The sequence below is a fragment of the Streptomyces griseorubiginosus genome, assembly GCF_036345115.1.
Taxonomy (GTDB): domain Bacteria; phylum Actinomycetota; class Actinomycetes; order Streptomycetales; family Streptomycetaceae; genus Streptomyces; species Streptomyces griseorubiginosus_C.
Genome location: NZ_CP107766.1, coordinates 2,751,096 through 2,774,883 on the forward strand (window position 1 = coordinate 2,751,096; position 23,788 = coordinate 2,774,883).

At 71.6% G+C, this 23,788-nt stretch carries 21 protein-coding genes; 7 read left to right on the forward strand and 14 right to left on the reverse strand.

What is annotated here, in order from left to right:
- Positions 1-22 precede the first annotated feature (22 nt).
- From smc to OHN19_RS12210, 3 genes are all read right to left on the reverse strand, one after another.
- Positions 23-3,607, reverse strand: coding sequence for a chromosome segregation protein SMC (gene smc, locus OHN19_RS12200; protein WP_330264224.1), 3,585 nt, complete (start codon positions 3,605-3,607; stop codon positions 23-25).
- Between the two features lie 222 nt (positions 3,608-3,829).
- Entirely contained in the window at positions 3,830-4,033 is a 204-nt protein-coding gene (locus OHN19_RS12205; RefSeq protein ID WP_016432419.1) for a hypothetical protein, read from the reverse strand.
- Between the two features lie 382 nt (positions 4,034-4,415).
- The gene (locus tag OHN19_RS12210; RefSeq protein WP_057616505.1) at positions 4,416-4,697 is read right to left on the reverse strand and encodes an acylphosphatase; all 282 of its coding nucleotides are present in this window, start codon (positions 4,695-4,697) and stop codon (positions 4,416-4,418) included.
- A gap of 172 nt (positions 4,698-4,869) precedes the next feature.
- Here OHN19_RS12210 and OHN19_RS12215 point away from each other — a divergent pair, with 172 nt between their 5' ends.
- Positions 4,870-5,973 carry a CAP domain-containing protein gene (locus OHN19_RS12215; protein ID WP_330264225.1) on the forward strand — a complete coding sequence of 368 codons (1,104 nt, stop codon included), beginning with the start codon at positions 4,870-4,872 and terminating at the stop codon, positions 5,971-5,973.
- A gap of 117 nt (positions 5,974-6,090) precedes the next feature.
- Positions 6,091-6,492: a helix-turn-helix domain-containing protein gene (locus tag OHN19_RS12220; RefSeq protein WP_330264226.1), complete on the forward strand. Its 402-nt coding sequence runs from the start codon at positions 6,091-6,093 to the stop codon at positions 6,490-6,492.
- Here OHN19_RS12220 and mutM read toward each other — a convergent pair.
- The 8 genes from mutM to recG all read right to left on the reverse strand — a co-directional run bounded on the left by mutM (position 6,465) and on the right by recG (position 13,748).
- Positions 6,465-7,325 carry a bifunctional DNA-formamidopyrimidine glycosylase/DNA-(apurinic or apyrimidinic site) lyase gene (gene mutM / locus OHN19_RS12225; RefSeq protein WP_330264227.1) on the reverse strand — a complete coding sequence of 287 codons (861 nt, stop codon included), beginning with the start codon at positions 7,323-7,325 and terminating at the stop codon, positions 6,465-6,467. The two genes, OHN19_RS12220 and mutM, sit on opposite strands and share 28 nt — an antisense overlap.
- A 149-nt stretch (positions 7,326-7,474) precedes the next feature.
- Entirely contained in the window at positions 7,475-8,293 is an 819-nt protein-coding gene (gene rnc / locus OHN19_RS12230) for a ribonuclease III (RefSeq protein ID WP_330264228.1), read from the reverse strand.
- Between the two features lie 19 nt (positions 8,294-8,312).
- Positions 8,313-8,486, reverse strand: a complete 174-nt coding sequence (gene rpmF, locus OHN19_RS12235; RefSeq protein WP_006139588.1) for a 50S ribosomal protein L32 — start codon at positions 8,484-8,486, stop codon at positions 8,313-8,315.
- 2 nt (positions 8,487-8,488) lie between these two features.
- The gene (locus tag OHN19_RS12240) at positions 8,489-9,139 is read right to left on the reverse strand and encodes a YceD family protein (protein WP_330264229.1); all 651 of its coding nucleotides are present in this window, start codon (positions 9,137-9,139) and stop codon (positions 8,489-8,491) included.
- Between the two features lie 143 nt (positions 9,140-9,282).
- Positions 9,283-10,341, reverse strand: coding sequence for a cell division initiation protein (locus OHN19_RS12245; protein ID WP_330264230.1), 1,059 nt, complete (start codon positions 10,339-10,341; stop codon positions 9,283-9,285).
- A 57-nt stretch (positions 10,342-10,398) separates the two neighbouring features.
- Positions 10,399-10,878 (reverse strand): pantetheine-phosphate adenylyltransferase, encoded by a 480-nt coding sequence (gene coaD / locus OHN19_RS12250; RefSeq protein WP_020138732.1) that lies wholly within the window; start codon positions 10,876-10,878, stop codon positions 10,399-10,401.
- 26 nt (positions 10,879-10,904) lie between these two features.
- Positions 10,905-11,507 carry a 16S rRNA (guanine(966)-N(2))-methyltransferase RsmD gene (rsmD, locus tag OHN19_RS12255; RefSeq protein ID WP_330264231.1) on the reverse strand — a complete coding sequence of 201 codons (603 nt, stop codon included), beginning with the start codon at positions 11,505-11,507 and terminating at the stop codon, positions 10,905-10,907.
- Between the two features lie 39 nt (positions 11,508-11,546).
- Positions 11,547-13,748, reverse strand: coding sequence for an ATP-dependent DNA helicase RecG (recG, locus tag OHN19_RS12260; protein ID WP_330264232.1), 2,202 nt, complete (start codon positions 13,746-13,748; stop codon positions 11,547-11,549).
- A gap of 167 nt (positions 13,749-13,915) precedes the next feature.
- On the opposite strand from recG, the gene OHN19_RS12265 reads away from it, so the two are divergent.
- Positions 13,916-15,742, forward strand: coding sequence for an HSP90 family protein (locus OHN19_RS12265; RefSeq protein WP_330264233.1), 1,827 nt, complete (start codon positions 13,916-13,918; stop codon positions 15,740-15,742).
- Complete coding sequence (locus tag OHN19_RS12270) at positions 15,742-18,735, forward strand: tetratricopeptide repeat protein (RefSeq protein ID WP_330264234.1); 2,994 nt, start codon at positions 15,742-15,744, stop codon at positions 18,733-18,735. The genes OHN19_RS12265 and OHN19_RS12270 overlap by 1 nt, the downstream gene beginning before the upstream one ends.
- 26 nt (positions 18,736-18,761) lie before the next feature.
- Here OHN19_RS12270 and OHN19_RS12275 read toward each other — a convergent pair whose 3' ends face one another.
- On the reverse strand, positions 18,762-20,498 hold the full coding sequence (locus tag OHN19_RS12275) for a DAK2 domain-containing protein (protein ID WP_330269590.1): 1,737 nt from the start codon (positions 20,496-20,498) through the stop codon (positions 18,762-18,764).
- Positions 20,499-20,753: 255 nt separating this feature from the next.
- Between OHN19_RS12275 and rpmB the strand changes: the two genes are divergently transcribed.
- Entirely contained in the window at positions 20,754-20,939 is a 186-nt protein-coding gene (gene rpmB, locus OHN19_RS12280; protein ID WP_330264235.1) for a 50S ribosomal protein L28, read from the forward strand.
- Between the two features lie 108 nt (positions 20,940-21,047).
- Here rpmB and thiD read toward each other — a convergent pair whose 3' ends face one another.
- Both thiD and OHN19_RS12290 read right to left on the reverse strand, forming a co-directional pair.
- Positions 21,048-21,863 carry a bifunctional hydroxymethylpyrimidine kinase/phosphomethylpyrimidine kinase gene (gene thiD / locus OHN19_RS12285; protein ID WP_330264236.1) on the reverse strand — a complete coding sequence of 272 codons (816 nt, stop codon included), beginning with the start codon at positions 21,861-21,863 and terminating at the stop codon, positions 21,048-21,050.
- Positions 21,860-22,828 carry a thiamine-phosphate kinase gene (locus OHN19_RS12290; RefSeq protein ID WP_123763312.1) on the reverse strand — a complete coding sequence of 323 codons (969 nt, stop codon included), beginning with the start codon at positions 22,826-22,828 and terminating at the stop codon, positions 21,860-21,862. The genes thiD and OHN19_RS12290 overlap by 4 nt, the downstream gene beginning before the upstream one ends.
- Positions 22,829-23,034: 206 nt before the next feature.
- Here OHN19_RS12290 and OHN19_RS12295 point away from each other — a divergent pair, with 206 nt between their 5' ends.
- Both OHN19_RS12295 and OHN19_RS12300 read left to right on the forward strand, forming a co-directional pair.
- Positions 23,035-23,268: an Lrp/AsnC family transcriptional regulator gene (locus OHN19_RS12295; RefSeq protein ID WP_003997603.1), complete on the forward strand. Its 234-nt coding sequence runs from the start codon at positions 23,035-23,037 to the stop codon at positions 23,266-23,268.
- A gap of 20 nt (positions 23,269-23,288) precedes the next feature.
- Entirely contained in the window at positions 23,289-23,771 is a 483-nt protein-coding gene (locus OHN19_RS12300; protein WP_330264237.1) for a DUF3515 domain-containing protein, read from the forward strand.
- Positions 23,772-23,788: the final 17 nt, after the last annotated feature.

Below are 23,788 nucleotides of genomic sequence, written 5' to 3' on the forward strand. Positions count from 1 at the left end.
CACTTCTTGAAGTCAACCGCGGTCAGCGCAGCCGCTGGCTGATCACCTTCGACACGCCGTCGCCCTGCATGGAGACGCCGTACAGCGCGTCGGCGACCTCCATGGTCCGCTTCTGGTGCGTGATCACGATGAGCTGCGAGGCTTCCTGGAGCTCCTGCATGATCCGGATCAGCCGCTGGAGGTTGGTGTCGTCGAGCGCGGCCTCGACCTCGTCCATGACGTAGAACGGGCTGGGTCGCGCCTTGAAGATCGACACCAGCAGCGCCACCGCGGTGAGGGACCGCTCGCCACCGGAGAGCAGGCTGAGCCGCTTGACCTTCTTGCCCGGCGGCCGCGCCTCGACGTCCACGCCCGTGGTGAGCATGTTGTCGGGGTCGGTGAGGATCAACCGCCCCTCGCCGCCCGGGAAGAGCCGGCTGAACACACCCTCGAACTCGCGGGCGGTGTCCCGGTAGGCCTCGGTGAAGACCTGCTCGACCCGCTCGTCGACCTCCTTCACCACCTGAAGCAGGTCCGCGCGGGTCTTCTTCAGGTCCTCCAGCTGCTCGCTGAGGAACTTGTGCCGCTCCTCCAGCGCGGAGAACTCCTCCAGGGCGAGCGGATTGACCTTGCCGAGCTGCTGGTAGGCCCGCTCGGCCGCCTTGAGCCGCTTCTCCTGCTCGGCCCGGTGGAACTGCCTGGGCAGGTTGCGCGGATGCTCCGGGTCCTCGGGCAGCTCCTCGCCCTCGGCGGGCGGGGACGGCGGGACGAGCTGGTGGGGGCCGTACTCCTCGACCAGGCCCTCCGGTTCGACGCCCAGCTCCTCCAGCGCCTTGGTCTCCAGCTGCTCGATCCGCATCCGCTTCTCGGCGCCGAGCACCTCGCCCCGGTGCACGGAGTCGGTGAGCTTGTCGAGCTCGGCCTTCAGGTCGCGGCCGGTGGTGCGGGCGGCGGTCAACTCCCGTTCCCTGAGCGCCTTGGCCGCGTCGGCCGCGGTCCGCTCCTCGTCGGCGCGGGCGAGGGACACCTCGACGTGGGCGAGCAGCTGCCGGGCGCCGGAGGCGACGGCCTGCGCGACGGCGGCCTCGTGCCGCAGCCGGGCCCGCCGCTGTTCGGCACGCGCGCGTGCCTCGCGCTCCGCCCGGGCGGCACGGTCCAGGGAGTCGGCCCGTCCCGCGAGCCCCTTGACCCGCTCCTCGTGCGTACGGACCTGGAGGCGGGCCTCCATCTCGGTCTGCCGGGCGTTGGCGCCGTCGGCGGCGAGACGGTCCCGTACCGACGTGTCGGGCTCCTCCTCGACCGGCATCTCCTCGGCGACGGCGAGGCGTTCGGCGAGTTCCTCGACCTCTTCGAGGGCCCTCTCCAGCGACTCCTGCGCGCGGGCGGCCGCGGCCGTGGACCGCTCGGCCTCACCGGCGGCGCCCTTCGCCTGACCGGACAGCCGGCCGAGCTGCTGGGCCACGGCCGACTTCTCGCGGTCCGCTGTACGGCGGCGCTCGCCGAGCTCCTCGACGAGGCCGGCGCATGTCTTTCGGTTTTCCACGGCCGTGTGCTGGGCCTCGGTGAGTTCCTCGCAGCGGATCGCCAGCTCTTCGAGTTCCGCCGCCGCTTCGTCGACCGAGGCCTGCACTTCGAGGAGGCTCGGGGCGCCCGCGGAGCCGCCGTGGGCGAAGTGGGCGCCCAGGAGGTCGCCTTCGGCGGTGACGGCGGTGAGGTGGGGGTTGGCGTAGACGAGGTCTTCGGCGTCTTCGAGGGTGCCGACGACGACGATGCCGTGGAGCAGGCGTCTTACCGCGGGGAGGAGGTCCTGGGGGGCGCGGACCAGATCTGCCGCGTGCTGATGGGTGGCGTCTGCGGGTCCGTCGTGGCTGGTCGCGCAGTTCCCCGCGCCCCCAGAAGCGCTCTCCGGAGCGCCCGCCAAGAGGAGCGACGCCCGTCCGGCGTCCTGCTTGCGCAGCAGGCGGATCGCGTCCGCCGCCGCCGACGGGGACGTCACCGCCAACGCGTCTGCCGCCGCTCCGAAAGCCGCCGCCAGCGCCACCTCGTGGCCCGGAGTCACCGTCAGCAGTTCCGCCGCCGGGCCCAGCAGCCCCGTGAGCCGGTCTTTCGCGCCGAGCAGCGCTCCGGTGCCGTCCTTCCGCCGCAGCCCCATCGCCAGCGCCTCGTGTCGGGCCTGCGTCGCGGCGCGTCTGCGTTCCGCCGCGGTGGCCGCCTCCCGGGCAGCCGTCAAAGCGGCCTCCGCCTCCGCCAGCTGCCGCTTGGCCTCGTCATGCTGCTCCGCCAGCTCCGCGTCGCCCGCGTCCAGGCCGTCGACCTCGGCCTTGAGCGCCTCGTACTCCTCCTGCGCGGCGAACGCCCGCTCCTGGGCCTCGTCCCTCGCCGCGGCCAGGCGGTCGATCTCGGCCTGGGCGGAGGCGGCTCGGGAACGGGCCGCGTTGACCTGGCCGTTGAGCCGGGCGAGGCCCTCCCGGCGGTCGGCGATGGCCCGGGCCACGTCCTTGAGGCGCCGTTCCTCCTGCTGGAGCGCGCGCTCCAGATCGGCGCGGTGCGCGACCGTGTCCTCCAGGGCGCGCTCGGCCGCCTCCAGGGCCGCTTCGAGCTCGGCCTCCTGCTCCCGGATCCGTGCGGCCTCGCGCTCCATGTCCTCGGGGTCACGGCCCCGGCGCTCCTCGGGCGGCGCCGAGGTCGCGCTCTTCACGCGCGCGTCGGCCAGCGAGATCGTGCCGCGCACCCGCTCGGCGAGCTGGGAGAGCTCGTACCAGGTCTGCTGGGCCCGCTGGAGCCGGGGCGTGAGCTGCCGGACCTCGTCCTCCAGGAGCGCCTCGCGCTGGAGCGCCTTCTTCAGCTCCTGCTCGGCGGCCTCCTTGCGCTCCTTGAGCGCGGCCTCGTCCGCGACCTCGGTCCGCAGCGCCTGGCGCAGTCGTACGAGATCGTCGGCGAGCAGCCGGAGGCGGGCGTCGCGCAGGTCCGCCTGGATCACCGCCGCCCGCCGGGCCACCGCCGCCTGGCGTCCCAGTGGCTTCAGCTGGCGGCGCAGTTCGTCCGTGAGGTCCTGCACGCGCGCGAGGTTGGCCTGCATCGCGTCCAGCTTGCGGAGGGCCTTCTCCTTGCGCTTGCGGTGTTTGAGGACGCCCGCGGCCTCCTCGATGAAGGCGCGGCGGCCGGTGGGGTCGGCGTGCAGGACGGAGTCGAGCTGGCCCTGGCCGACGATGACGTGCATCTCGCGGCCGATGCCGGAGTCGGAGAGCAGGTCCTGGATGTCGAGGAGGCGGCAGGTGTCGCCGTTGATCTGGTACTCGCTGCCGCCGTTGCGGAACATGATCCGCGTGATGGTGACCTCGGCGTACTCGATGGGCAGGGCGCCGTCGGAGTTGTCGATGGTCAGGGACACCTCGGCACGGCCCAGCGGCGGGCGGCCGGTGGTGCCGGCGAAGATGACGTCCTCCATCTTGGCGCCGCGCAGCGACTTGGCGCCCTGTTCGCCCATCACCCAGCTGAGGGCGTCGACGACATTGGACTTGCCCGAGCCGTTGGGCCCCACGACACACGTGATCCCCGGCTCGAACCGGAGCGTGGTCGCCGAGGCGAACGACTTGAACCCTCGGAGGGTCAGGGCCTTGAGGTGCACGCCGCTGGACTCTACCTTCCGGGGGTGTCTCACTCCATGAACGCGCTGTTGCCCGCGGTTTCACCGTTGAACGTGAAGGGCACACCAAACGTTAAGAGAGTGAAAGGGTGCACGGGGGCAAGAAAGAAGGGACGCCGAAGCGTCCCTTGCAAACTCTGACAACTTAGCGGTTGATACGGGCCGCCCGACCACTGCGTGAGCTGTCGTGGAGCGATACAGCGATCAGGTGAGCGCAGGCTCCGCCTGGTGTGCGTCGATGCTCTCCATGATCCTGTCGTGAGAAGCGGCAGCCGCGAGCGCGTCGTTCTCGGCCTGGATCCGTACGAGCTCGGATTCCAGGTCCTGGACGCGCTGCTGGAGCCGTCGCATCTCGGCGAGGAGTCGAGGGTCGGAGCCGCCGACGTAACCGAGAAGCGCCTTTGCCATGATGGATGGTCCTCCACACTGAGTGACCGACCGAAGCGGTGTGGGTCGTGAGGGATTCGCACCCGCGGTGCTTGACACTTTTGAGTTCGTGGTGCCGTTCAACCATGCCAAACAGCTAAGGTGCGCGGGGTGCTTTCAGCGTCTCACCAAAAAGTTTGACGGTCAACACGATCACGCCCCGTATTGGTGGGCAACCCGCTCCGGCGCGGCCTGGAACGGCGGCGCGACGGCTTCCTCGGGACCCCCGGGGCGTGGCGATCAATCTTAGGTGCGGAGCCTGCCACGGCACACGCTTCTTGGCAACCACCAGCACCTTTCCGCTGCGGGCAGGTGCCGGCGGCAGGTCCCTCCGCTTCCGCCCGGGCCGTTTTACGGAAACGGCTCACCGGATGGCGAAGCCGTCGTAACCCCCGCGAGGTGTGTCCCAGATCTCGGTGACGCCGTCCACGCGGCCGGGCGTGTCGTCACCCAGGAGCCAGTCCAGGAGTCCTTGGCAGCCCTTGCGCGGTCCTTCCGCGACCACTTGGACGCGTCCGTCGTCCAAATTGAGAGCAAAACCACTCAGGCCGCCGATCTCGAGGGCCTTGGCCCGGGTGAACCAGCGGAAACCCACACCTTGGACGCGTCCGCGCACCCAGGCGACCAGTCGTACATCCTCGCTCATGGGTGCAACCTAACCGGCCAATGTCTCTCCGGACACTCCTTCCTCTGGCGCCATGCGGTACTGTCCGCTGCCAATGAATCTCATACGAAACTCACTCGATCGTGTGGGTTTTGTGACTTTGGTTGACCGGGGGGACGCGTCGACCTCAAGAACAGACGAGGAAGGCAAGGACATGGGACGCCACCGACGCTCCGCCGCCGGCCGCGCCGCCACGGGCCGCGCCACGGGGGTCACAGAGACGTACAGCTCCCACAGGAGCGGCTTCGACCCGCAGGACTCGTACCAATTCGCCCCGCAGGACTCCTACGACTTCGCCTCGGTGGGCACCACCACCTACCTGAGCCAGGAGCCAGACCCGTACGCGCGCAGTGACGCCTACCTGTTCGCGTCCGAGGAGGAGTACGCGCTGTACCGGGGCGAGGGCTACACACCCGCCGACGGCCCCCGGCGCGGTGGCTCGCACCGCCGGCGCAAGAGGAACCTCGTGACACCGGTCAAGACCGGTCTGCTCGGGGTCTCCGCGGCCGTCGCGATCGGCACGGTCGCGGTCGCCACCGGTGTGGTGCCCGGCCTGGACAACTACAAGATCGGTGGCAGCAGCAACACCGGCGGCGATGTGCAGGCCGCCGGGTCGCCCACCAACTCGCCCGCCGAGCAGGGCGGCACCTCGGGCAGCGCCGCCGAGAGCCGCGAGGACGGCAGCTCCACGAGCCGCGACGCCGAGCGCTCCGCCTCCCCCGCGCCGGCCCCGTCCACCTCGACGGCCGCGCCGACCGAGAAGCCGACGGAGAAGAAGCCCGAGGCCACCACACCGAGCAAGAAGCCGAAGCCGAATCCTCCGCAGAAGGAGAAGGAGCCGGCGAAGAAGGAGACCGCCGCGCCGGTGGAGGTCTCGACGGAGGCCGCGGCCGCCGCCGAGGTCCTCCAGCTCGTGAACGTCGAGCGGGCCAAGGTCGGGTGCAGCCCGGTCTCCGCCAACAGCGCGCTGGCCGATCTGGCCGCGGACTTCAGCAAGGCCATGGCCGACCAGGGCTTCTTCGACCACACCGATCCGAGCGGCGCCTCCCCCTGGGACCGGGCCGCGCAGGCCGGGATCACCAGCCTCGGCGGCGAGAACATCGCCCGCGGCCAGTCCGACCCGGCCGCGGTCATGGAAGCCTGGATGAACAGCCCCGGCCACAAGGCCAACATCCTGAACTGCGACTTCAAGACGCTGGGCGTGGGTGTGGTCTTCGGCTCCGGCGGCCCCTGGTGGACGCAGGACTTCGGGTACTGACGGAGTCGGCCCCCCGGACCACACGGCTTGCGGGTTTGCGGGTTGCGGGTTGCGGGTTGCGGGTTGCACTAACTCATGGTTAGTGCAACCCGTGGGTTAGCGCTGTACGCTTGTGATATGGACACCACGCAGCAGCCCCTGGAGGCGCAGGACCTCCCGTACGACGTGTTCGCCAAGGCCTGCCCCTCGCGCGGCACCCTGGAGCACGTGACGGGCCGCTGGGGCGCGCTCACGCTGGGCGCCCTGTACCAGGGCTCGCTGCGTTTCAACGAGCTGCGCCGCAGGGTCGACGGCGTGAGCGAGAAGATGCTCTCCCAGACGCTCCAGGCGCTGGAGCGGGACGGCCTGGTGCACCGCGAGGCCCAGCCCACCAACCCGCCCCGGGTCGACTACGAGCTGACCCCGCTGGGCCATGAGCTCGCCGAGCGCCTCCTGGGCCTCATCCACTTCGTGGAGGGCCGCATGGACGACGTCCTGGCCGCCCGCGAACGCTACGACGTGACCCGCGGCGCCCGCTGACACCTCGGGCAGAAGTAACTGGACCGGTTCATCCAGGGCCGTCGGCGCATCGGCGTACCGCACCGCTTGCAGGGCAGCCCCTCGCGGCCGTACGCGTCGAGGGACCGGTCGAAGTACCCCGACTCACCGTTCACGTTGACGTACAGGCTGTCGAAGCTGGTGCCGCCGACCTCCAGGGCCGCGTTCATCACGTCCCTCACGTGGCCGAGGAGTTCGGCCGTGCGCGGGCGCGTGAAGCCGGCGGTCGGGCGCTCGTAGTGGATGCGGGAGCGCCAAAGGGCCTCGTCCGCATAGATGTTGCCGACCCCGCTGATCAACGACTGGTCCAGCAGGGCCCGTTTGATGGTGGAGCGCTTGCGGCGCAGGGCCTGGTGGAAGGCCTCGTCGTCGAAGAGCGGGTCGAGGGGGTCGCGGGCGATGTGCGCGATGACGTCGGGCAGCCCGTCGGGGGTGTTGTCGTGCAACGACAGCCCGCCGAAGGTGCGTTGGTCCACGAAGCGCAGCTCGGTGTCGACCTCGTCGGCGAACCTGACACGGATCCTGAGGTGCTTCTCGTCGGGCGCCGCGTGCGGCTGCACCAGCAGCTGACCGCTCATGCCGAGATGCGCCAGGACCGACTGGTCCGTGTCCTCCAGCGGCAGCCACAGGTACTTGCCGCGCCGGCTCGGGGTGCCCACGCGATGCCCCTTGAGCCGGTGCGCGAAGTCGTCGGCGCCGGCCAGGTGGCGCCGTACCGCACGCGGGTGCAGCACCTCGGCCTCGGCGACCGTCCGGTGGGCGACCCACCGCTCCAGACCGCGCCGTACGACCTCGACCTCGGGCAACTCGGGCATGGGGCTCCCCCGTCACGGACCGGTGTATGAGCCGAGCGCCCGCCCCGGTGTGCTGGGACAGGCGCTCGGCTGCGCTGTGCTTCCGGACGCGCTGTTTCCAAGGCGCCGGACGCTCTGCTTCCAGACGTCCGACGCGCTGTTTCCAGGCGTCAGGCGGAGACGGACGACGGACCCTCGTCGTCGTCCTCGGAGGCTTCGACGGCTTCGGCGACTTCGGCAGCCTTCGCCGCCGCCGCCTTGGCGCGCTCGTCCGCGGCGGCCCGGATGGACCTCCAGGCGGATTCCGCGGCCTGCTGCTCCGCCTCCTTCTTGCTGCGGCCGGTGCCGGTGCCGTACGAGACGCCTCCGACGCGGGCGGCAGCAGTGAAGGTCTTCTCGTGGTCGGGGCCGGTCTCCGTGACCAGGTACTCGGGCACGCCGAGTCCTTCGGTCGCGGTGAGCTCCTGGAGACTGGTCTTCCAGTCCAGGCCGGCTCCGAGGTTGGAGGACTTCTCGATCAACGGGTCGAAGAGCCGGTGGACGAGCTCGCTCGCCGCATCGAGACCCTGGTCGAGATAGACCGCGCCGATCACCGCTTCCAGGGTGTCGGCGAGGATGGACGCCTTGTCCCGGCCGCCTGTGCCCTCTTCACCACGGCCGAGCCGGATGAAGGAACCCAGGTCGAGCCCACGGCCGACCTCCGCCAGCGCGCGCGAGTTGACCACCGCGGCCCGCAACTTGGCCAACTGGCCTTCGGGCAGGTCGGGGTGGGTGGTGTACAGCGTGTCCGTGACCACGAGCCCCAGCACGGAGTCCCCGAGGAACTCCAGGCGCTCATTGGTCGGCAGACCGCCGTTCTCGTACGCGTAGGACCGGTGGGTCAGCGCACGCACCAGAAGGGCGGACTCGAGTTTGTACCCGAGCCGCCCTTCCAACAGCGTGTGGGACGAGGCCTGGTTGTCGCCCGAGTTCTTCTTCGGAGTGGACACAGTGCCTCTCACCAGCCGCTCAGACCTCGAGGACCTGGCGCTTGTTGTAGGTGCCACAAGCGGGGCACGCGATGTGCTGCAGCTTGGGCTCGTGGCAGCGCTCGCACGCAACCAGGGTGGGGACCGCAGCCTTCCACTGCGACCGGCGGTGGCGCGTGTTGCTGCGCGACATCTTCCGCTTCGGAACAGCCACGGCTACTTCTCCTGCTTCTCGTCGACGCCCGCTTCCGCGTCAGCGCCGCTGATCTCGTCCTTCTCGCCGTCTCCGAGTGAACCGGCGAGTCCCTGCAAAGCCGCCCAACGAATGTCGACGGCATCATGGTGGTGGTCCGGGTCGTCCGTGAGCCGCGCCCCGCACTCGGAGCACAGGCCCAGACAGTCGTCCTGGCACACCGGCTGCATCGGCAGTGCGAGCACCACCGCATCACGCAGCACGGGTTCGAGGTCGAACAAGCCGTCCTCGATGAAGAGCCTGTCCTCGTCTTCCTCGGCGTCGTCGGCCGGCTCCGCCTTCACGCGGCCCCGGTCGTCGGCGTCAGGGTACGAGAACATCTCCTGGAAGTCCGCTTCGAGCGCAAGCTCCAGCGGCTCCAGACACCTTACGCACTCCCCCTTCGCCTGTGCACGGGCGGTGCCTGTGACAAGCACCCCTTCCATGACCGACTCGAGGCGGAGTTCGAGCTCGACCGGGGCGCCTTCCGGCACTCCGATCACTCCCTGGATCCCGAGATCCTTGGGGGCGTCGATCTCGCGGGTCAGGCGCTGCAGCGCGCCAGGACGCCGCCCCAGCTCGTGTGTGTCGAACACAAGAGGGTTGCGGTGGTCGAGGCGAGCGTTGGGAGCCATTCCTGCTTTCGATCTTCGAGCTCAGAGGGACGCCGCCCTTCGGTGTTCCCGGGCAGCGTTGATCGCGGACGTACGCGCGACCGAAGAGCCAGGATACTGGACCTTTCGCTCACGGCCCAATCCGGTGGTCCCTCACGGGTTCGTCACTGGCCGCGGCCCTGCTCGTACGCCCTCAGCTGCTCCGGCGTGATCATGCCGGTGTCGAAGAGGCTGGTCTCGTCCAGGGCGTAGGACTGGTGGGCCTGCTGGGGCTGCTGGGCCTGGTTCGGGTCGTAGGCCGGCTGCTGCTGGTCGTAGCCCTGGTAGGCGTACGGATCGGCCTGCTGGTAGCCGTACGGGTCCTGCTGGGCGTACGGATCGGGCTGCTGCTGGTAGCCCGCGTAGGCCTCGCTCTGCTGCTGGTAGCCGTACGCCGCCTGCTGGGCATAGTCCTGCTGCTCGGCCGCGGCGGCCGCCGCCTGGGCCACTGCCTGGCTGTCGCGCTCGGCGAGGGCGGCGAGGTCGGCCAGGTAGTCGGCGTCGCTGGAGTGCTGGACGGTGGACAGGTCGTCGGCGAGAGCGCCGAGGTCGTCCGTGGCGATACGGCCGTGCAGCTTCTGCCGGCCGCGGCCGACCGCCTCCAGGGTCTTGGCGAGGACCGCCTCGAAGGCGCCGAGCTTGGCGTCGACGTAGGAGTCGGCGTCCTTGCGCAGGGTCTCGGGGTCGTGGCTGCGCTCGGGGGCGTCCTCGTCCTCGTAGCCGTTCTCGTCAAGGCCGGGACCGGTGCCGAGGAGCTTCTCGCGGCCGCGGCCGACCGAGCCGAGGGTCTTGGTGAGGACGACCTCGAAGTTGGCGAGCTTGGAGTCGACGTAGTCGTCGGCCTCGGCGCGGACCTCCTCGGCCTCCCGGCGGGCCTCCTCCAGGATCCGGTCGGCCTCGGCCTGGGAGCGGCGGGCGACCTCGGTGTCGGAGATCAGCGAGCCGCGTTCGGCGTGTGCCTGCCCGATGATCCGCTCGGCCTCCTGGCGGGCCTGCTCGACCATCTGCTCGCGGTCGCCGATCAGCTCCTGGGCCTGCGCGAGGGAACCGGGCAGGGCCTGGCGCACCTCCTCCAGCAGCGCGAGCAGTTCGGCACGGTTGACCATCACCGAGGCCGACATCGGCATCGACCGGGCGCCGGAGACCGTGGCCACGATCTCGTCGAGCTTCTTCTGCACGTCCACCTGTACTCGCCACTCTCTACAGCTGTGTTGGAGACGGACGGGACGACTGTAGCCCCATCAGCCTTTGCGGAGGCGCTCGTTCAGCGCTTCCAGGACCCTCGGGGGTACCAGGTGGGAGACGTCTCCGCCCCAGGTCGCGACCTCCTTGACGAGCGAGGAGGACAGGAAGCTGTAGGTGGGGTTGGTGGGCACGAAGAGGGTCTCGACACCGCTGAGGCCGTTGTTCATCTGGGCCATCTGGAGCTCGTAGTCGAAGTCGCTGACCGCGCGCAGGCCCTTGACGATGGCCGGGATGTCGCGCTCCTTGCAGTAGTCGACGAGGAGGCCGTGGAACGCCTCCACGATCACGTTGCCGTACTCGGCGGTGACCTCGCGGATCAGGTCGATCCGCTCGTCGATCTCGAAGAGCCCCTTCTTGGACTTGTTGATCATCACCGCGACGTAGACCTCGTCGTACAGCCTGGAGGCGCGGGAGATGATGTCGAGATGTCCGTTGGTGATCGGGTCGAACGACCCGGGACAGACGGCGCGGCGCACTTGAGATCCCTCGCTCTCCGGTCCGGTCATCGTGCGTCTTCGCACGTAGAGGCGTTGTCGCCCATGGCGGCGCGACCGTACCAAAACGTTCCCTCGCCGTAGCGACGGGCCTTGACCGCCTCGAAACCGGGCGGCCAGACGAATTCGCCCCCTCTGGTACTGCGCTCCACGGTGACCAGGGCCTCGGGCGCTAGCCAGTGTTCGGCGCGGAGTGTGAGGAGTATCTCCCGAAGATCGTGATCTGTGACTCGGTAGGGCGGGTCGAGGAAGACGATGTCGTACGGCTGTGCCGGCGCCGGTTGTTGAATGATCTGTTCCGCTTTGCCCGCCCGTACCTCGGCGCCGGGGAGGCCGAGGCTTTTGACGTTCTCCCGGATCGTGCGGGCGGCTCGCGCGTCGGCCTCGACCAGGAGGGTGTGGCTCGCGCCGCGGGAGAGGGCTTCGAGGCCGACGGCGCCCGACCCGGCGTAGAGGTCGAGGACCCGTTCACCGGACAGGGGCCCGCCGAGCAGGGACTGCCAGGTGGAGAGGAGACCTTCGCGGGCGCGGTCGGAGGTCGGACGGGTGCCGTTTCCCGGCGGGACGGCCAGGCGGCGTCCGCCGGCCCTGCCCGCGATCACGCGCGTCATCTTCGGTCCTTGTTCGGGGGCGGTTACGGGTCCAGTTTCTCAGCCCTTCTCCAGGTACTGCTCCCTCTCCTCGTCCAGGAGCGCGTCCAGGGCCGTGCGCAGGCCGGGCAGGGCCGTCAGCTCCGGGTCCGCCTCCACCACCGCCGTCGCCTCCTCCCTCGCCTCCGCGATGATCTCCTCGTCCTCGATCACGGCGAGCACCCTGAGCGAGGTGCGGGCGCCCGACTGGGCCTGGCCCAGGACGTCGCCCTCCCTGCGCTGTTCCAGGTCGATGCGGGAGAGCTCGAAGCCGTCCAGGGTCGAGGCGACCGCGTTCAGGCGCTGGCGGGCCGGGCTGGCCTCCGGCATCTCCGTGACCAGGAGGCACAGGCCCGCCGCCGAGCCCCGGCCGACGCGGCCGCGCAACTGGTGGAGCTGGGAGACGCCGAAGCGGTCGGCGTCCATGATGACCATCGCGGTGGCGTTGGGGACGTTGACGCCGACCTCGATGACCGTGGTGGCGACGAGGACGTGGGTCTCGCCGGCCGCGAAGCGGCGCATGACCGCGTCCTTGTCGTCGGGGTGCATACGGCCGTGCAGGACCTCGACCGCGAGACCTCGCAGCGGGCCCTTGCTGAGCTGGTCCGCGATCTCCAGGACCGCGAGCGGGGGGCGCTTCTCGGCCTCGTCCTCCGCGGATTTCCTGGCCTTCTTGGGGTCGTCCTCCTCGTCGCCGATGCGGGGGCAGACGACGTAGGCCTGGTGGCCGTTCTCGACCTCCTCGCGGACCCGCTCCCAGGCGCGGCTCAGGAAGTGGGGCTTGTCGGCGGCGGGGACGACATGGCTGGCGATCGGGGAGCGGCCGGCCGGGAGCTGGTCCAGGACGGAGGTCTCCAGGTCGCCGAAGACCGTCATCGCGACGGTGCGCGGGATAGGGGTGGCCGTCATGACGAGGAGGTGGGGCGGTTGTTTGCCCTTGCCGCGCAGGGCGTCCCGCTGTTCGACCCCGAACCGGTGCTGTTCGTCGACCACGACCAGGCCCAGGTCATGGAACTGCACCTTGTCCTCGATCAGCGCGTGCGTGCCGATCACGATCCCCGCCTCGCCGGTGACCAGGTCCAGCATCGCCTGCCGGCGCGCGGCCGTCCCCATGGACCCGGTGAGCAGCACGACCTTGGTGGCGTGCTCGGCCCCGCCCAGCATGCCGCCCTCGGCGAGCTCCCCCATCATCTCGACGACGGAACGGTGGTGCTGCTGGGCGAGCACTTCGGTGGGCGCGAGCATGGCGGCCTGCCCACCCGCGTCGACGACGGCGAGCATGGCGCGCAGCGCCACCATCGTCTTTCCGCTGCCGACCTCTCCCTGGAGAAGCCGGTGCATCGGGTGGTCCGTGGCCAGGTCGTCGAAGATCTCCTTGGAGACCTTCTGCTGGCCGTCGGTGAGGGTGAAGGGCAGGCGGTCGTCGAAGGCGGCGAGGAGGCCGTCCGGAGCGGGTTTGCGCGGGACCGCCGGGAGTTGGGCGTCCGCGTGGCGGCGGCGGGCCAGGGCCACCTGGAGGACGAAGGCCTCGTCCCACTTGAGGCGGGCGTGGGCGTCGGCGATGTCGGCCTTGGTGTGCGGGCGGTGGATCTTGAGGAGGGCTTCGGGGAGGGTGACCAGGCCCCGGCCCTCGCGCAGGGACTCCGGGAGTGGGTCGAGCGCCTCCTGGGCACTGGGCAGGACGGTCTGGATCGCCTTGCCGATCTTCCAGGACTCCAGTTTGGCGGTGGCGGGGTAGATGGGGATCAGGGCGCCGGCCCAGGTCTCGACGGATTCCTCGGCGTCGCCGCGCAGCAACTCGTAGGCCGGGTGGGCCAGTTGGAGGCGGCGGTTGAACAGGGAGACCTTGCCGGCGAACATCGCGCGGGTGCCCGGCAGGAGTTCCTTGTGGGGCTTGTGGACGCCGCTGCCGAAGAAGACCAGTTGGAGGCGGCCACTGCCGTCCGTGATGGTGACCTCCAGACGCTGGCCCTTGCCGCGCGGCGCCTTGGCGGAGGCGAAGCTGTGCAGGCGGGCGTCGGCGACCTGGGCGACCACGGTGACGTGTTCGTCCAGGGGGAGGTCGGCGAGGTGGGTCAGCTGCCCCCGCTCCTCGTATCTGCGCGGGTAGTGGTGCAGGAGGTCGCCGACGGAGTGCAGGCCGAGGTGCTCGGCCATCACCTTCGCGGTGGCGGGGCCGAGCACCTTCTTCAGTGGTTCTTCCAGTGCGGGCACGAGATCCATTGCACACCACGCCACTGACATTGCCGTATACGTCCTGGGAAACCCCTGGTCAGGCGGCTGGTTGGGGCTTAGGATGACGCGCTCCGGCCATCCCCCGCGGTCACCGCCCCACCCGGGACCGCCCGACCCCGCGCCGCCCGAACGTTCCCCCCACCGGCGCTGCGACGATGGATTCCCAGACCTCACAGACACCCCAGGTACCTCAGCAGCCTCATACGTTCCAGGTCGACCTGCGCGGTCTGGTGGACCTCCTCTCCCATCACCTCTACTCCAGCCCCAAGGTCTACCTGCGCGAGCTGCTCCAGAACGCGGTGGACGCCATCACGGCCCGGCGGGCCGAGCAGCCGGACGCCCCGGCCAGAGTGCGGCTGTACGCCGAGGAGGGCGCCCTGCGGGTCGAGGACTCCGGGGTCGGGCTCACCGAGGCGGACGTGCACAGTCTGCTGGCCACCATCGGGCGCAGTTCCAAGCGGGCCGAGGGACTTCAGGAGGCGCGCTCGGACTTCCTCGGGCAGTTCGGCATCGGTCTGCTCGCCTGTTTCGTGGTCGCCGAGCGGATCCGTGTGGTCAGCCGCAGCGCCCGTACGCCGGACGCCCCGCCCGTGGAGTGGACGGCGAGCGACGACGGTTCGTACCGGGTACGGACGCTGCCCCCGGACGCCCGTCCGGAGCCGGGGACGACCGTGTACCTGGTCGCCCGCGCGGGCGCCGGCGAGTGGCTCGCGCCCGGGCGCGTCCTCCAGCTCGCACGGGACTTCGGCTCGCGGCTGCCGTACGACGTCCGGGTCGGCGAGGAGGCGGTCACCGATCTGCCCGCGCCCTGGGACCGCCCGTACCCCTCCCCGGCCAACCGCAGGGTGGCGCTGGCCCGGCACTGCCACGACCTGTTCGGCTTCACCCCGCTGGACTCGATCGAGCTGAACGTTCCGCTGGCCGGGGTCCGGGGCGTCGCGTACGTCCTTCCCTCCGCCGTCAGCCCTGCCCAGCGGGCCACCCACCGCGTGCACCTCAAGGGCATGCTGCTGACCGAGCGGGCCGAACAGCTGCTGCCGGACTGGGCGTTCTTCGTGCGCTGCGTCCTGGACACCGACAGCCTGCGGCCCACGGCCTCGCGCGAGTCGCTGTACGAGGACGAGACGCTGGCCGCCGTGCGGGACGCGCTCGGCGAACGGATCCGGTCCTGGCTGACGGGCCTGGCCGCCGGGGACCCGGAGCGGCTCGCGGCCTTCCTGTCCGTGCACCACCTGGGCGTGAAGTCGCTCGCGCGGCACGACCGGGAGATGCTGCGCACGATGCTGCCCTGGCTGCCGTTCGAGACGACCGACGGACGGCTGTCCCTGGAGGAGTTCGCCCAACGGCACCCGGTGGTCCACTTCACGCGGACCGTCGAGGAGTACCGGCAGGTCGCGCCGATCGCCTCCGCGCAGGGCGTCGGGGTGGTCAACGGCGGTTACACGTACGACAGTGACCTGGTCGAGGCGCTGCCCTCGGTGCGGCCGGGGACGGTCGTCACCGAGCTGGACGCGGACACCGTCACCGCCCACATGGACCTGGTCGACCCGGTGGAGGAACTGGCGCTGTCCGGTTTCCTCGCCGCCGCGCGGGCCAGGCTCGACCCGCTGGGCTGCGATGTCGTCCTGCGCGCCTTCCGGCCGCTGTCCGTGCCCGCGCTGCACCTGGACGACCGGGACACCCGGCACGAGCAGGCGCGGGCGGACGCCGAGGAGCAGGCCGACGACCTGTGGGCGGGCATCCTCGGCTCGCTGCGCGGGAGCGCCCCGCGCGCGCGTCTCGTGCTGAACCATCTCAACCCCCTGGTACGGCGGATCGGTTCGCTCGGCGATCCGGAACTGATCGGCACCGCCACCGAGTCCCTGTACGGGCAGGCGCTGCTGATGGCCCAGCGCCCGCTCAGGCCCGCGGACTCGGCGCTGCTGAACCGGGCCTTCATCGGCCTCCTGGAGTGGGCCACGAACGGCGAGGAGGGCCCCTGATGAGCGGGATCGACGGACTCGGCGGGATCACCGACCTCGACGCGCTGCGCCGGGCGATGGCGGAGAACTCCGAGGAGCCGGAGGGCCCGGCCCGCAACGCGCGCGCGGAGCAGCTGCTCGCCGAGGCCGAGAAGCTGAACGTCCCGCTCGCGGTGATCGAGGCGCTCGGACACCAGCTGAAGGTCTACAACTACAGCTCCGAGAAGGCCAAGATGTTCGTGCCCTTCGCGCGGCTGCTGCGCATGTGGGACGAGCGCCCCGAGGACTTCGACGAGTACGAGACGCACTCGCTGCACTGGGTCTTCAAGTGGATGACGGCCGGCATGCTCGACCAGCCGCACATCCCGCTGTCCGCCATGGAGAAGTGGCTCGGCGAGATGGAGCACCGCTACCGGCTGGCGGGACACTCCGAACGGGCCGTGCGCAGCGCCGAGTACAGCGTGGCCGCGCACATCGGGGACGTGGCGCGGGCCGAGCGCGCGTACGCCGCGTGGCTGGCCGCGGACCGGGACGGCATGGCCGACTGCCACGCCTGCGAGCTGCACGAACAGGGCTGGTGGCAGTCGCAGCGCGGGAGCGACGAGGAGGCGCTGGAGCTGTGGGCACCGGTCCTGGCGGGCGAGTTCACCTGCGCCCATGAGCCGCACGCGGCCCTCGCCTCCTCGCTGCTGCCGCTGCTGCGGCTGGGGCGCCTGGAGGAGGCGCGCGCCAACCACCTGCGGGGCTTCCGGCTCGTGCGGTCCATGGAGAGCATGCGGGGCGCCTACGCCGACCACGTGGAGTTCTGCGCGCTCAGCGGCAACGAGGCGCGGGGCCTGGAGCTGCTCGCGGAGCGTCCCGCGTACTTCACGGACGACGGTCATCCGCGCAGCAGGCTGGACTTCATGGTCGTGGTGACGCTGCTCATGGACCGTCTGGTCGAGCTCGGTCCGGCCGACCGGCCGGTGCCGGGGCCGTCGGGCCGGTCCTGGACAGCCGCGGAACTCGCCGCCCACGCGCGCGAGGAGGCCCTGGCGCTGGCCGCCCGCTTCGACGAGCGCAACGGCACGACGCATGTCAGCGAGCGGGCACGCGCGCGGATGGCACAGCGGCCGCTGGTGGAACGCCTGCCGCTCGGGGTGCGGGCGGTCCGCACGGTCACCGCTCCCCCGGTGGCGCCCCCGGCCCCCGTGGCCGCCCAGGAGCCCGAACTCCCCGCGCTGATCGCCGAGGCCCGGCGGTTGTCCGACACCCTCCAGCCGAACGCCGTGGAGGCGTGGGCGGCGGTCGCGCGGGCCGCACAGGGCGTCGAGCTGGACCCGCGCGACCGCGCGGAGATAGCCGACCACGAGGCGATGGACCGGGGCGCCGAGGGGGTGGAACTGTTCGAGCGGGCCGCCGAGCTGTACGCGCGGGCGGGCGACCCCGGCGAGGCACTCGCCGCACATGCGCGTGCCGCGTACGTACGGGCGCTGGCCGGCGAGGTGGACGAAGCCCTCACTGCCGTCGCCGGACCGTACGACGAGATCCTCGCGCTCTACGCGGCGGACGGCACCGGCGTACGGCAGACCGTGTCGGTGGTGATGTCCCGGGCACGGATCCTGATGCGCAGGGTGCAGGAGACCGGGGAGGACGAGGCCCGCTCCGAGGCCGAGGGGGCCGTGCGGGAGGTCCTCGCCCTCGTGGACGGGCGCACCGGGGACGACGTACGGCTCGCCGCCCGCGTGGCCGAGGCGCGGGCGATGCTGGCGGAGCTGGCCGCGCGGGCCGGGGACGTGGAGGCGGCCGCCGAGCTGTTCGCACGGGCCGCGGCGGGATTCGTGGACGCGGGTCTGCCGTGGTTCGCGGTGGAGTACGAGGCCCGGCTGGCCGGGCTGCTCCACCACCTGGGCGACCTGGCCGGGACCGAGCGGGCACTGCGCGCGGCCCTGGAGCACGGCGGGCCGCATCTGGAGCCGGTGGGACAGGCCCAGCTGCGGCTCCAGCTCGCCGAGGTCGTCGGGGGCCGGGGACTCGCCGAGGAGGCCGCCGAGCACGCCCTGGAGGCCGCGCACTGGGCCGACGAGGCCGGAGAGGGCCCCACCCTCGGAGCCTGGGCCCGGCACCAGCTGGGCGGCTACCTGGTGCGGCTCGAGCGGTGGGCCGAGGCGGCGGAGGTCCTGGAGTCGGCACTGCCCGACCTGAGCGCCGAGACACACGGCGACGGGGTGGTCGTCCAGACGCAGTGGTGGCTCGGCGACTGCCTGAGCGAGCTGGGTGAGCACCGGGAGGCGGCCGAACGGCGTCTCCAGGCCGCCGAGACCGCCCGGCACTGGCCCGAGCAGCACGACCACGCGACGCTCGCCCATCTCGCCGCCGAGTCCCTCGGTGCCGCGGGCCTGCCGGCCGAGGCGGACCGGGCATACGCGCGCGCGGGTGGCCTGTGGCGCGAGCTCGGCAATGTGCACGGCCTGATCCGCTCCCTGCGGGCCCGTGCGTGGCTCGCGCTGCGGGCCGAGGACGGGGCGGACACGGCACGGGAGTTGATGGCGGAGGCGGTCCGGGAGGGCGAGGCCGCGCTGGGCGCCGCCGACACCGACGAGGAGGCACGGCTCCGGCTGGTCGGCGAACTCGGGCACACCCACCGGCAGTTCAGTGACCTGCTGGCCCGTTCCGTGCCCGAGGAGGCCGAGGACGAGGCGATCCAGGCGGTCCTGGAGGAGGCGCTCGACCAGGTGGCCGAGTCGATCGTGCTGTTCGCCTCGCTCGGCGACGCCGCCCTGGACGCCCGCACCGGCGCGGAACTCGCGGCCGGCTGGCTGGCGGCGGACCTGAGCCGCCCGGCGGAGGCAGCGGCCCGCGCGCGGGCGGTGTTGGCTGCTTACGGGGCCGGGAACGGGGACGGGGACGGGGGTGCCGGTGGGGAGGACGACGGGACGGCACGGTTGCGTCGCGACGCCGACGACGCAACGGCACAGGCCCGTCGTGCCGAAGCCGAGCAGATGCTCGCGCTCATGGAGGAGCAGGAGGGCTGACCCCCGGGGCCCACGGGCCGCCCGCCCTACTCGACCCCGATGAGCAGCAGGGCCCCCTGCCGCCCGCCCCGGTACACCACCGTGTCCACGGCGAGGTACGACTCCCGCACCCGTGTCTCCAGGTGGTCGGCGACGGCCTCGGGGGCCTCGTCGCCGAGGACGAGGGTGACCAGTTCGCCGCCGGCCGAGAGCATGCGGTCGAGGACGCTCTCGGCGGTGGCGGCGAGGTCCGAGCCGATCACGGCCACGTCCCCGTCGATGAGGCCGAGGACGTCACCGGCCTGGCAGATGCCGGCCATGGTCCAGGACTGGCGTTCCGCGACGACGACCTCGGCATGGCGGGTCGCGCCGGCCGCCGAGGTCATCTGCACGACGTCCTCGTCGAACCGGCGCTCCGGCTCGTGCACGGCGAGCGCCGCGATGCCCTGGACCGCGGAGCGGGTCGGGATCAGCGCGACCCGGATGCCCTCCGCGCGGGCCTGCTCGGCCGCCGCGGCCGCGGTGTGGCGCAGGTCGGCGTCGTTGGGCAGCAGCACCACCTCGCGCGCGTGGGCCCGCCGTACGGCCTCCACGAGCTCGCCGCTCGCGGGCGGCTCCCCGGGGCGGGCGAGCACGGTGGTCGCGCCGGCCTCGGTGTACAGCCCGGCCAGGCCCTCACCGGGCACGACGGCGACGACGGCCCGCTGGGCGCGCTCGCGGGGCGGCCGTTCGGCGCCGGTGGTGTGGACGTCGCCGACGCCGAAGTGGGTGATCCGTATCCGGTACGGCCGACCGGCCTCGACGCCCGCCTCCACGGCGGCGCCCGCGTCGTCGACGTGCACATGGACGTTCCACAGTCCGTCGCCGCCGACCACCACGAGGGAGTCCCCGAGTCCGTCGAGCCGCTCCCGCAGCCGCGCCACGGCGGTGTCGTCGGCCTCCAGGAGGTAGATCACCTCGAAGGCGGGGCCACCGGTGTCCGGGCCGTCGGCGCACTCTTCCAGGGAGGCCGCGGGACCTTCGGGGGTGATCCGGGACACGTCCGCGGAGGTGTCGGGGGACGTCACGGCCGTACCGCCCGCCACGCGCGCGTGCTGCGCGTCGGCCACCACCGGAACCGCCCTGGGCGCCTCCCCCGTGAACGTCTCCACCAATGCCGCCAGTACCGCCACCAGCCCGCGCCCGCCGGCGTCCACCACTCCCGCCCGTTCCAGGACGGCCAGCTGGCCGGGGGTCGCGGCGAGGGCGGCGCGGGCTCCGTCGTAGGCGGCCCGGGCGACCGTCCCGCAGTCCCCCTCCGCCCGGCCGGCCGCGTCGGCGGCGGCCGAGGCGACCGTGAGGACCGTGCCCTCGACGGGGTGGGCGACGGCCTGGCGGGCGGAGTCGGCGGCGTGCCGCAGGGCGAGCCGGAGTCCCTCGCCGTCCGTGTGAGTCGTCTCACTGTCGGCGGCCAGCACCTGGGCCATGCCCCGCAGCAGCTGGGCGAGGATCGTGCCGGAGTTGCCGCGGGCGCCTATGAGGGCTCCGTGCGCCATCGCGCGCGCGGCGTCGGCGAGTGCGGGTTTCCCCTGGTCATGGGCGTCGTGGGCCTCGAAGACGGCCTCCACGGCCGCGGCCGCGGACTCCGCGGTCAGGTACAGGTTGGTGCCGGTGTCCCCGTCGGCGACCGGGTAGACGTTGATCGCGTCGATCTCCTCGCGCGCCCGACCCAGCGCCCGCAGCGCGAGACCGCACCAGGTGCGCACCGCGAGAGCATCGAAGAATGTCTGCGGCACCTGCGCCACCTGCGCCTCCTCGGGCTGCTGGACTGGACGCAGCGTAGACCCCGGGCGGGCGTCCGCCGGAAGAGGGCCGGGAGCGAGGGCCTGATCAGCCATGGTAGTTTCGTTCTACTGGCGCAGTCGTTGTATGCTGCTCCGGTTGCCCGATCCCGATCGGGCCATTCCCCTGGCAGCGCCACTCAGATCTTTGATCCTGCGATCTCGATCCCGGCCCGCCGGGATCCACCGTAAGTGCATCTGAAGTCTTTGGAGTGACCCGTGGCTGCCAACTGCGACGTCTGTGGCAAGGGGCCGGGCTTCGGCAACAGCGTGTCCTTCTCGCACCGCCGTACGTCCCGTCGCTGGAACCCGAACATCCAGCACGTCCGTACCGTGATCGGCGGGACGCCTAAGCGCCTGAACGTCTGCACCTCGTGCATCAAGGCCGGCAAGGTCCAGCGCTGACGCCCAGCTGAAGCGCGCGGCCACTGCTGGTTCGCTGCAGAGCCGGTCCACCGCAAGGTGGGCCGGCTTTTTGCTGTGCCCACCGCGCTGATGTGACCGGCGTCAGCGTCAGGCCGCCGGCGCCCCCGGCGTGAGATCCCGGTCCAGCGCCCAGCCGTGATCCACCGGTCCGATCCCGCCGCCCAGCGCGAAGCCGGCCGCGATCGCCCCGGTGACGTAGTCCTTCGCGTCCGCCACCGCCTCCGGCACGGACCGGCCCTTCGCGAGCTGGGAGGCGATCGCGGAGGCGAGGGTGCACCCCGTGCCGTGCGTGTGGCGGTTGTCGTGGCGGGGCGCGCGCAGCCAGTGCTCCTCGGAGCCGTCGGTGAGCAGGTCGACGGCGTCACCGGGAAGATGGCCGCCCTTGATGAGCACCCAGGCCGGTCCGTACGCCAGGACGGCGTCCGCCGCCTCCCGCATCCGGGACTCCGACTCCACCTGCACGCCGGTGAGTTGGGCCACCTCGTCGAGATTCGGGGTGGCGACGGTGGCCACCGGGAGCAGCTTTCGCCGCACGGACTCCAGGGCGGACGAGGCCAGCAGGGAGTCCCCGTGCTTGGAGACGCCGACCGGGTCGACCACGGCCGGGACCCCGGTGTCGCCGATCAACTCGGCCACCGTCTCGACGAGTTCGGCCGAGGCGAGCATCCCGGTCTTGACGGCCTGGACGCCGATGTCGTCCACGACACTGCGGTACTGGGCCCGCACCGCCTCCACCGGCAGCTCCCAAGCACCCTGTACGCCACGGGAGTTCTGCGCGGTGACCGCGGTGACGACACTCATGCCGTGCACGCCGAGCGCGAGCATGGTCTTCAGGTCGGCCTGGATCCCGGCGCCGCCGCCGGAGTCGGAGCCCGCCACCGTGAGCACGAGGGGCGGCCTCACGACTCGATGTCCTCGCCGAAGTGGTCCCAGCCGCCCTTGCTGGTCCAGGGCGCACCGTCGACCGTCACCTGGGGCAGCGCCGAGGGGTTGAGGACCTCGCCGATCACCTTCCAGCGGGCCGGCAGCTTCACGTCCGGCGAGAAGGTCGCCACGATCGCGTGGTCCTCTCCCCCGGTCAGCACCCACTGGATGGGGTCGACCCCGACGGCCTGCCCGATGTCGTTCATCTGCGAGGGGATGTCGATCGCGCCGGAGCGCACGTCGATGCGGACCTTGCTGGCCTCGGCGATGTGCCCGAGGTCGGCGATCAGTCCGTCGCTCACGTCGCACATCGCGGTCGCGCCGAGCGCCGCGGCGGCGGGGCCCGCGTGGTACGGCGGCTCGGGGCGCCGGTGCGCCTCCACGAACGCGCGGGGCGAGCGGAAGCCCCGGGAGAGCACCGCGTACCCGGCCGCGGACCAGCCCAGCCAGCCGGTCACCGCGACGAGGTCGCCGGGCTGGGCGCCGGCCCGGGTGACGGGCTCCTGGCCCCGCAGATCGCCGAGGGCGGTGATGGAGACCATGATCGTGTCTCCCCGTACGACATCTCCGCCGACCACCGAGGCGCCGGCGACCTGGCACTCGTCGCGCAGGCCGTCCATGAGCTCCGAGGGCCAGGTGACGGGGAGTTCGGCGGGCACGACCAGGCCGAGCAGCAGGGCGGTGGGCACCGCGCCCATGGCGGCGATGTCCGCGAGGTTCTGCGCGGCGGCCTTGCGGCCCACGTCGTAGGCCGTGGACCAGTCGCGGCGGAAGTGCCGGCCCTCCAGAAGGATGTCGGTGCTCGCCACGACCCGGCGGTCGGGCGCGGCGACCACCGCGGCGTCGTCGCCGGGGCCCACCCGGACCGCCGGGGTGGTGGTGAGACGGGAGGTGAGCTCCCTGATGAGCCCGAACTCCCCGAGCTCACCAACAGTGCCCTTCATGGCCCTTACGCCCCTTCTGTGCCGTGCCGTGCCCGGTCGCGCGTCATCAGTGTCCTCGATACGGTCGAGGGGACCGTGAACTTCTGTCGTGTCCGCACCCCGGCGCGGGCGTCCACGCCCCCGCGGGTCTCCCCGCGGCGAGCGACGACGCGATACCGTGGCGTTCCTTTTCCCCACATGATCCTCGTGGCCGCCCTGGAGGTTCCGTGGTACAGGCGTACATCCTGATCCAGACGGAGGTCGGCAAGGCGTCGACCGTCGCCGAGACGATCAGCAAGATTCCTGGGGTCATCCAGGCCGAGGACGTGACAGGACCGTATGACGTGATCGTCCGCGCACAAGCCGACACCGTAGACGACCTGGGCCGGATGGTGGTCGCGAAGGTCCAGCAGGTGGACGGCATCACCCGCACCCTGACCTGCCCGGTGGTCCATCTGTAGCCCCCGTCTACCCTTGGCCGGTGATTGATTTCCGTCGCCGGCTCATCGGCCTGCCCGCGCTTCTCACGCTGATCACCATTACGGGCTGCTCCTCAGCAGACGACGGCGCCCGGGCCGCGGTTCCCAGCCCGGGCACGGAAGTCACCGAGCTGTGCGAGAACCTCGACAGGGCGCTGCCGTCCAAGGTCGACGGTCAGGATCGCCGGGACCCCGAGCCGGCATCCGCGCTGACCGCGGGCTGGGGTGACCCGGCGATCATACTGCGGTGCGGTGTACAGCGGCCCGCGAAGATGGACGACCCGGAGGCCGACGGTGTGGAGGTCAACGGGGTGGGGTGGCTGCTGGAGAAGCAGGACGACGGGTCGTTCCGCTTCACGACCACTTTGAGGAAGGCGTACGTCGAGGTGTCCATCCCCGAGAAGCGCACGGGGGACGGCATGGCGCCGTTGGTGGATCTGGCGCCTGCCGTCAAGAAGGCCGTGCCGGAGGGAATCGCCGACTGAGGGCCGCGGGACTGCGA

Bases quoted from the DNA above. Each gene is read 5' to 3' on its own strand.
- OHN19_RS12290 (WP_123763312.1), bottom strand. From the start codon at position 22,828: ATGAAGGGCACTGTTGGTGAGCTCGGGGAGTTCGGGCTCATCAGGGAG.
- OHN19_RS12265 (WP_330264233.1), top strand. From the start codon at position 13,916: ATGGATTCCCAGACCTCACAGACACCCCAGGTACCTCAGCAGCCTCAT.
- recG (WP_330264232.1), bottom strand. From the start codon at position 13,748: ATGGATCTCGTGCCCGCACTGGAAGAACCACTGAAGAAGGTGCTCGGC.
- OHN19_RS12210 (WP_057616505.1), bottom strand. From the start codon at position 4,697: ATGAGCGAGGATGTACGACTGGTCGCCTGGGTGCGCGGACGCGTCCAA.
- OHN19_RS12220 (WP_330264226.1), top strand. From the start codon at position 6,091: ATGGACACCACGCAGCAGCCCCTGGAGGCGCAGGACCTCCCGTACGAC.
- mutM (WP_330264227.1), bottom strand. From the start codon at position 7,325: ATGCCCGAGTTGCCCGAGGTCGAGGTCGTACGGCGCGGTCTGGAGCGG.
- OHN19_RS12205 (WP_016432419.1), bottom strand. From the start codon at position 4,033: ATGGCAAAGGCGCTTCTCGGTTACGTCGGCGGCTCCGACCCTCGACTC.
- OHN19_RS12240 (WP_330264229.1), bottom strand. From the start codon at position 9,139: ATGGCTCCCAACGCTCGCCTCGACCACCGCAACCCTCTTGTGTTCGAC.
- OHN19_RS12215 (WP_330264225.1), top strand. From the start codon at position 4,870: ATGGGACGCCACCGACGCTCCGCCGCCGGCCGCGCCGCCACGGGCCGC.
- OHN19_RS12270 (WP_330264234.1), top strand. From the start codon at position 15,742: ATGAGCGGGATCGACGGACTCGGCGGGATCACCGACCTCGACGCGCTG.
- rsmD (WP_330264231.1), bottom strand. From the start codon at position 11,507: ATGACGCGCGTGATCGCGGGCAGGGCCGGCGGACGCCGCCTGGCCGTC.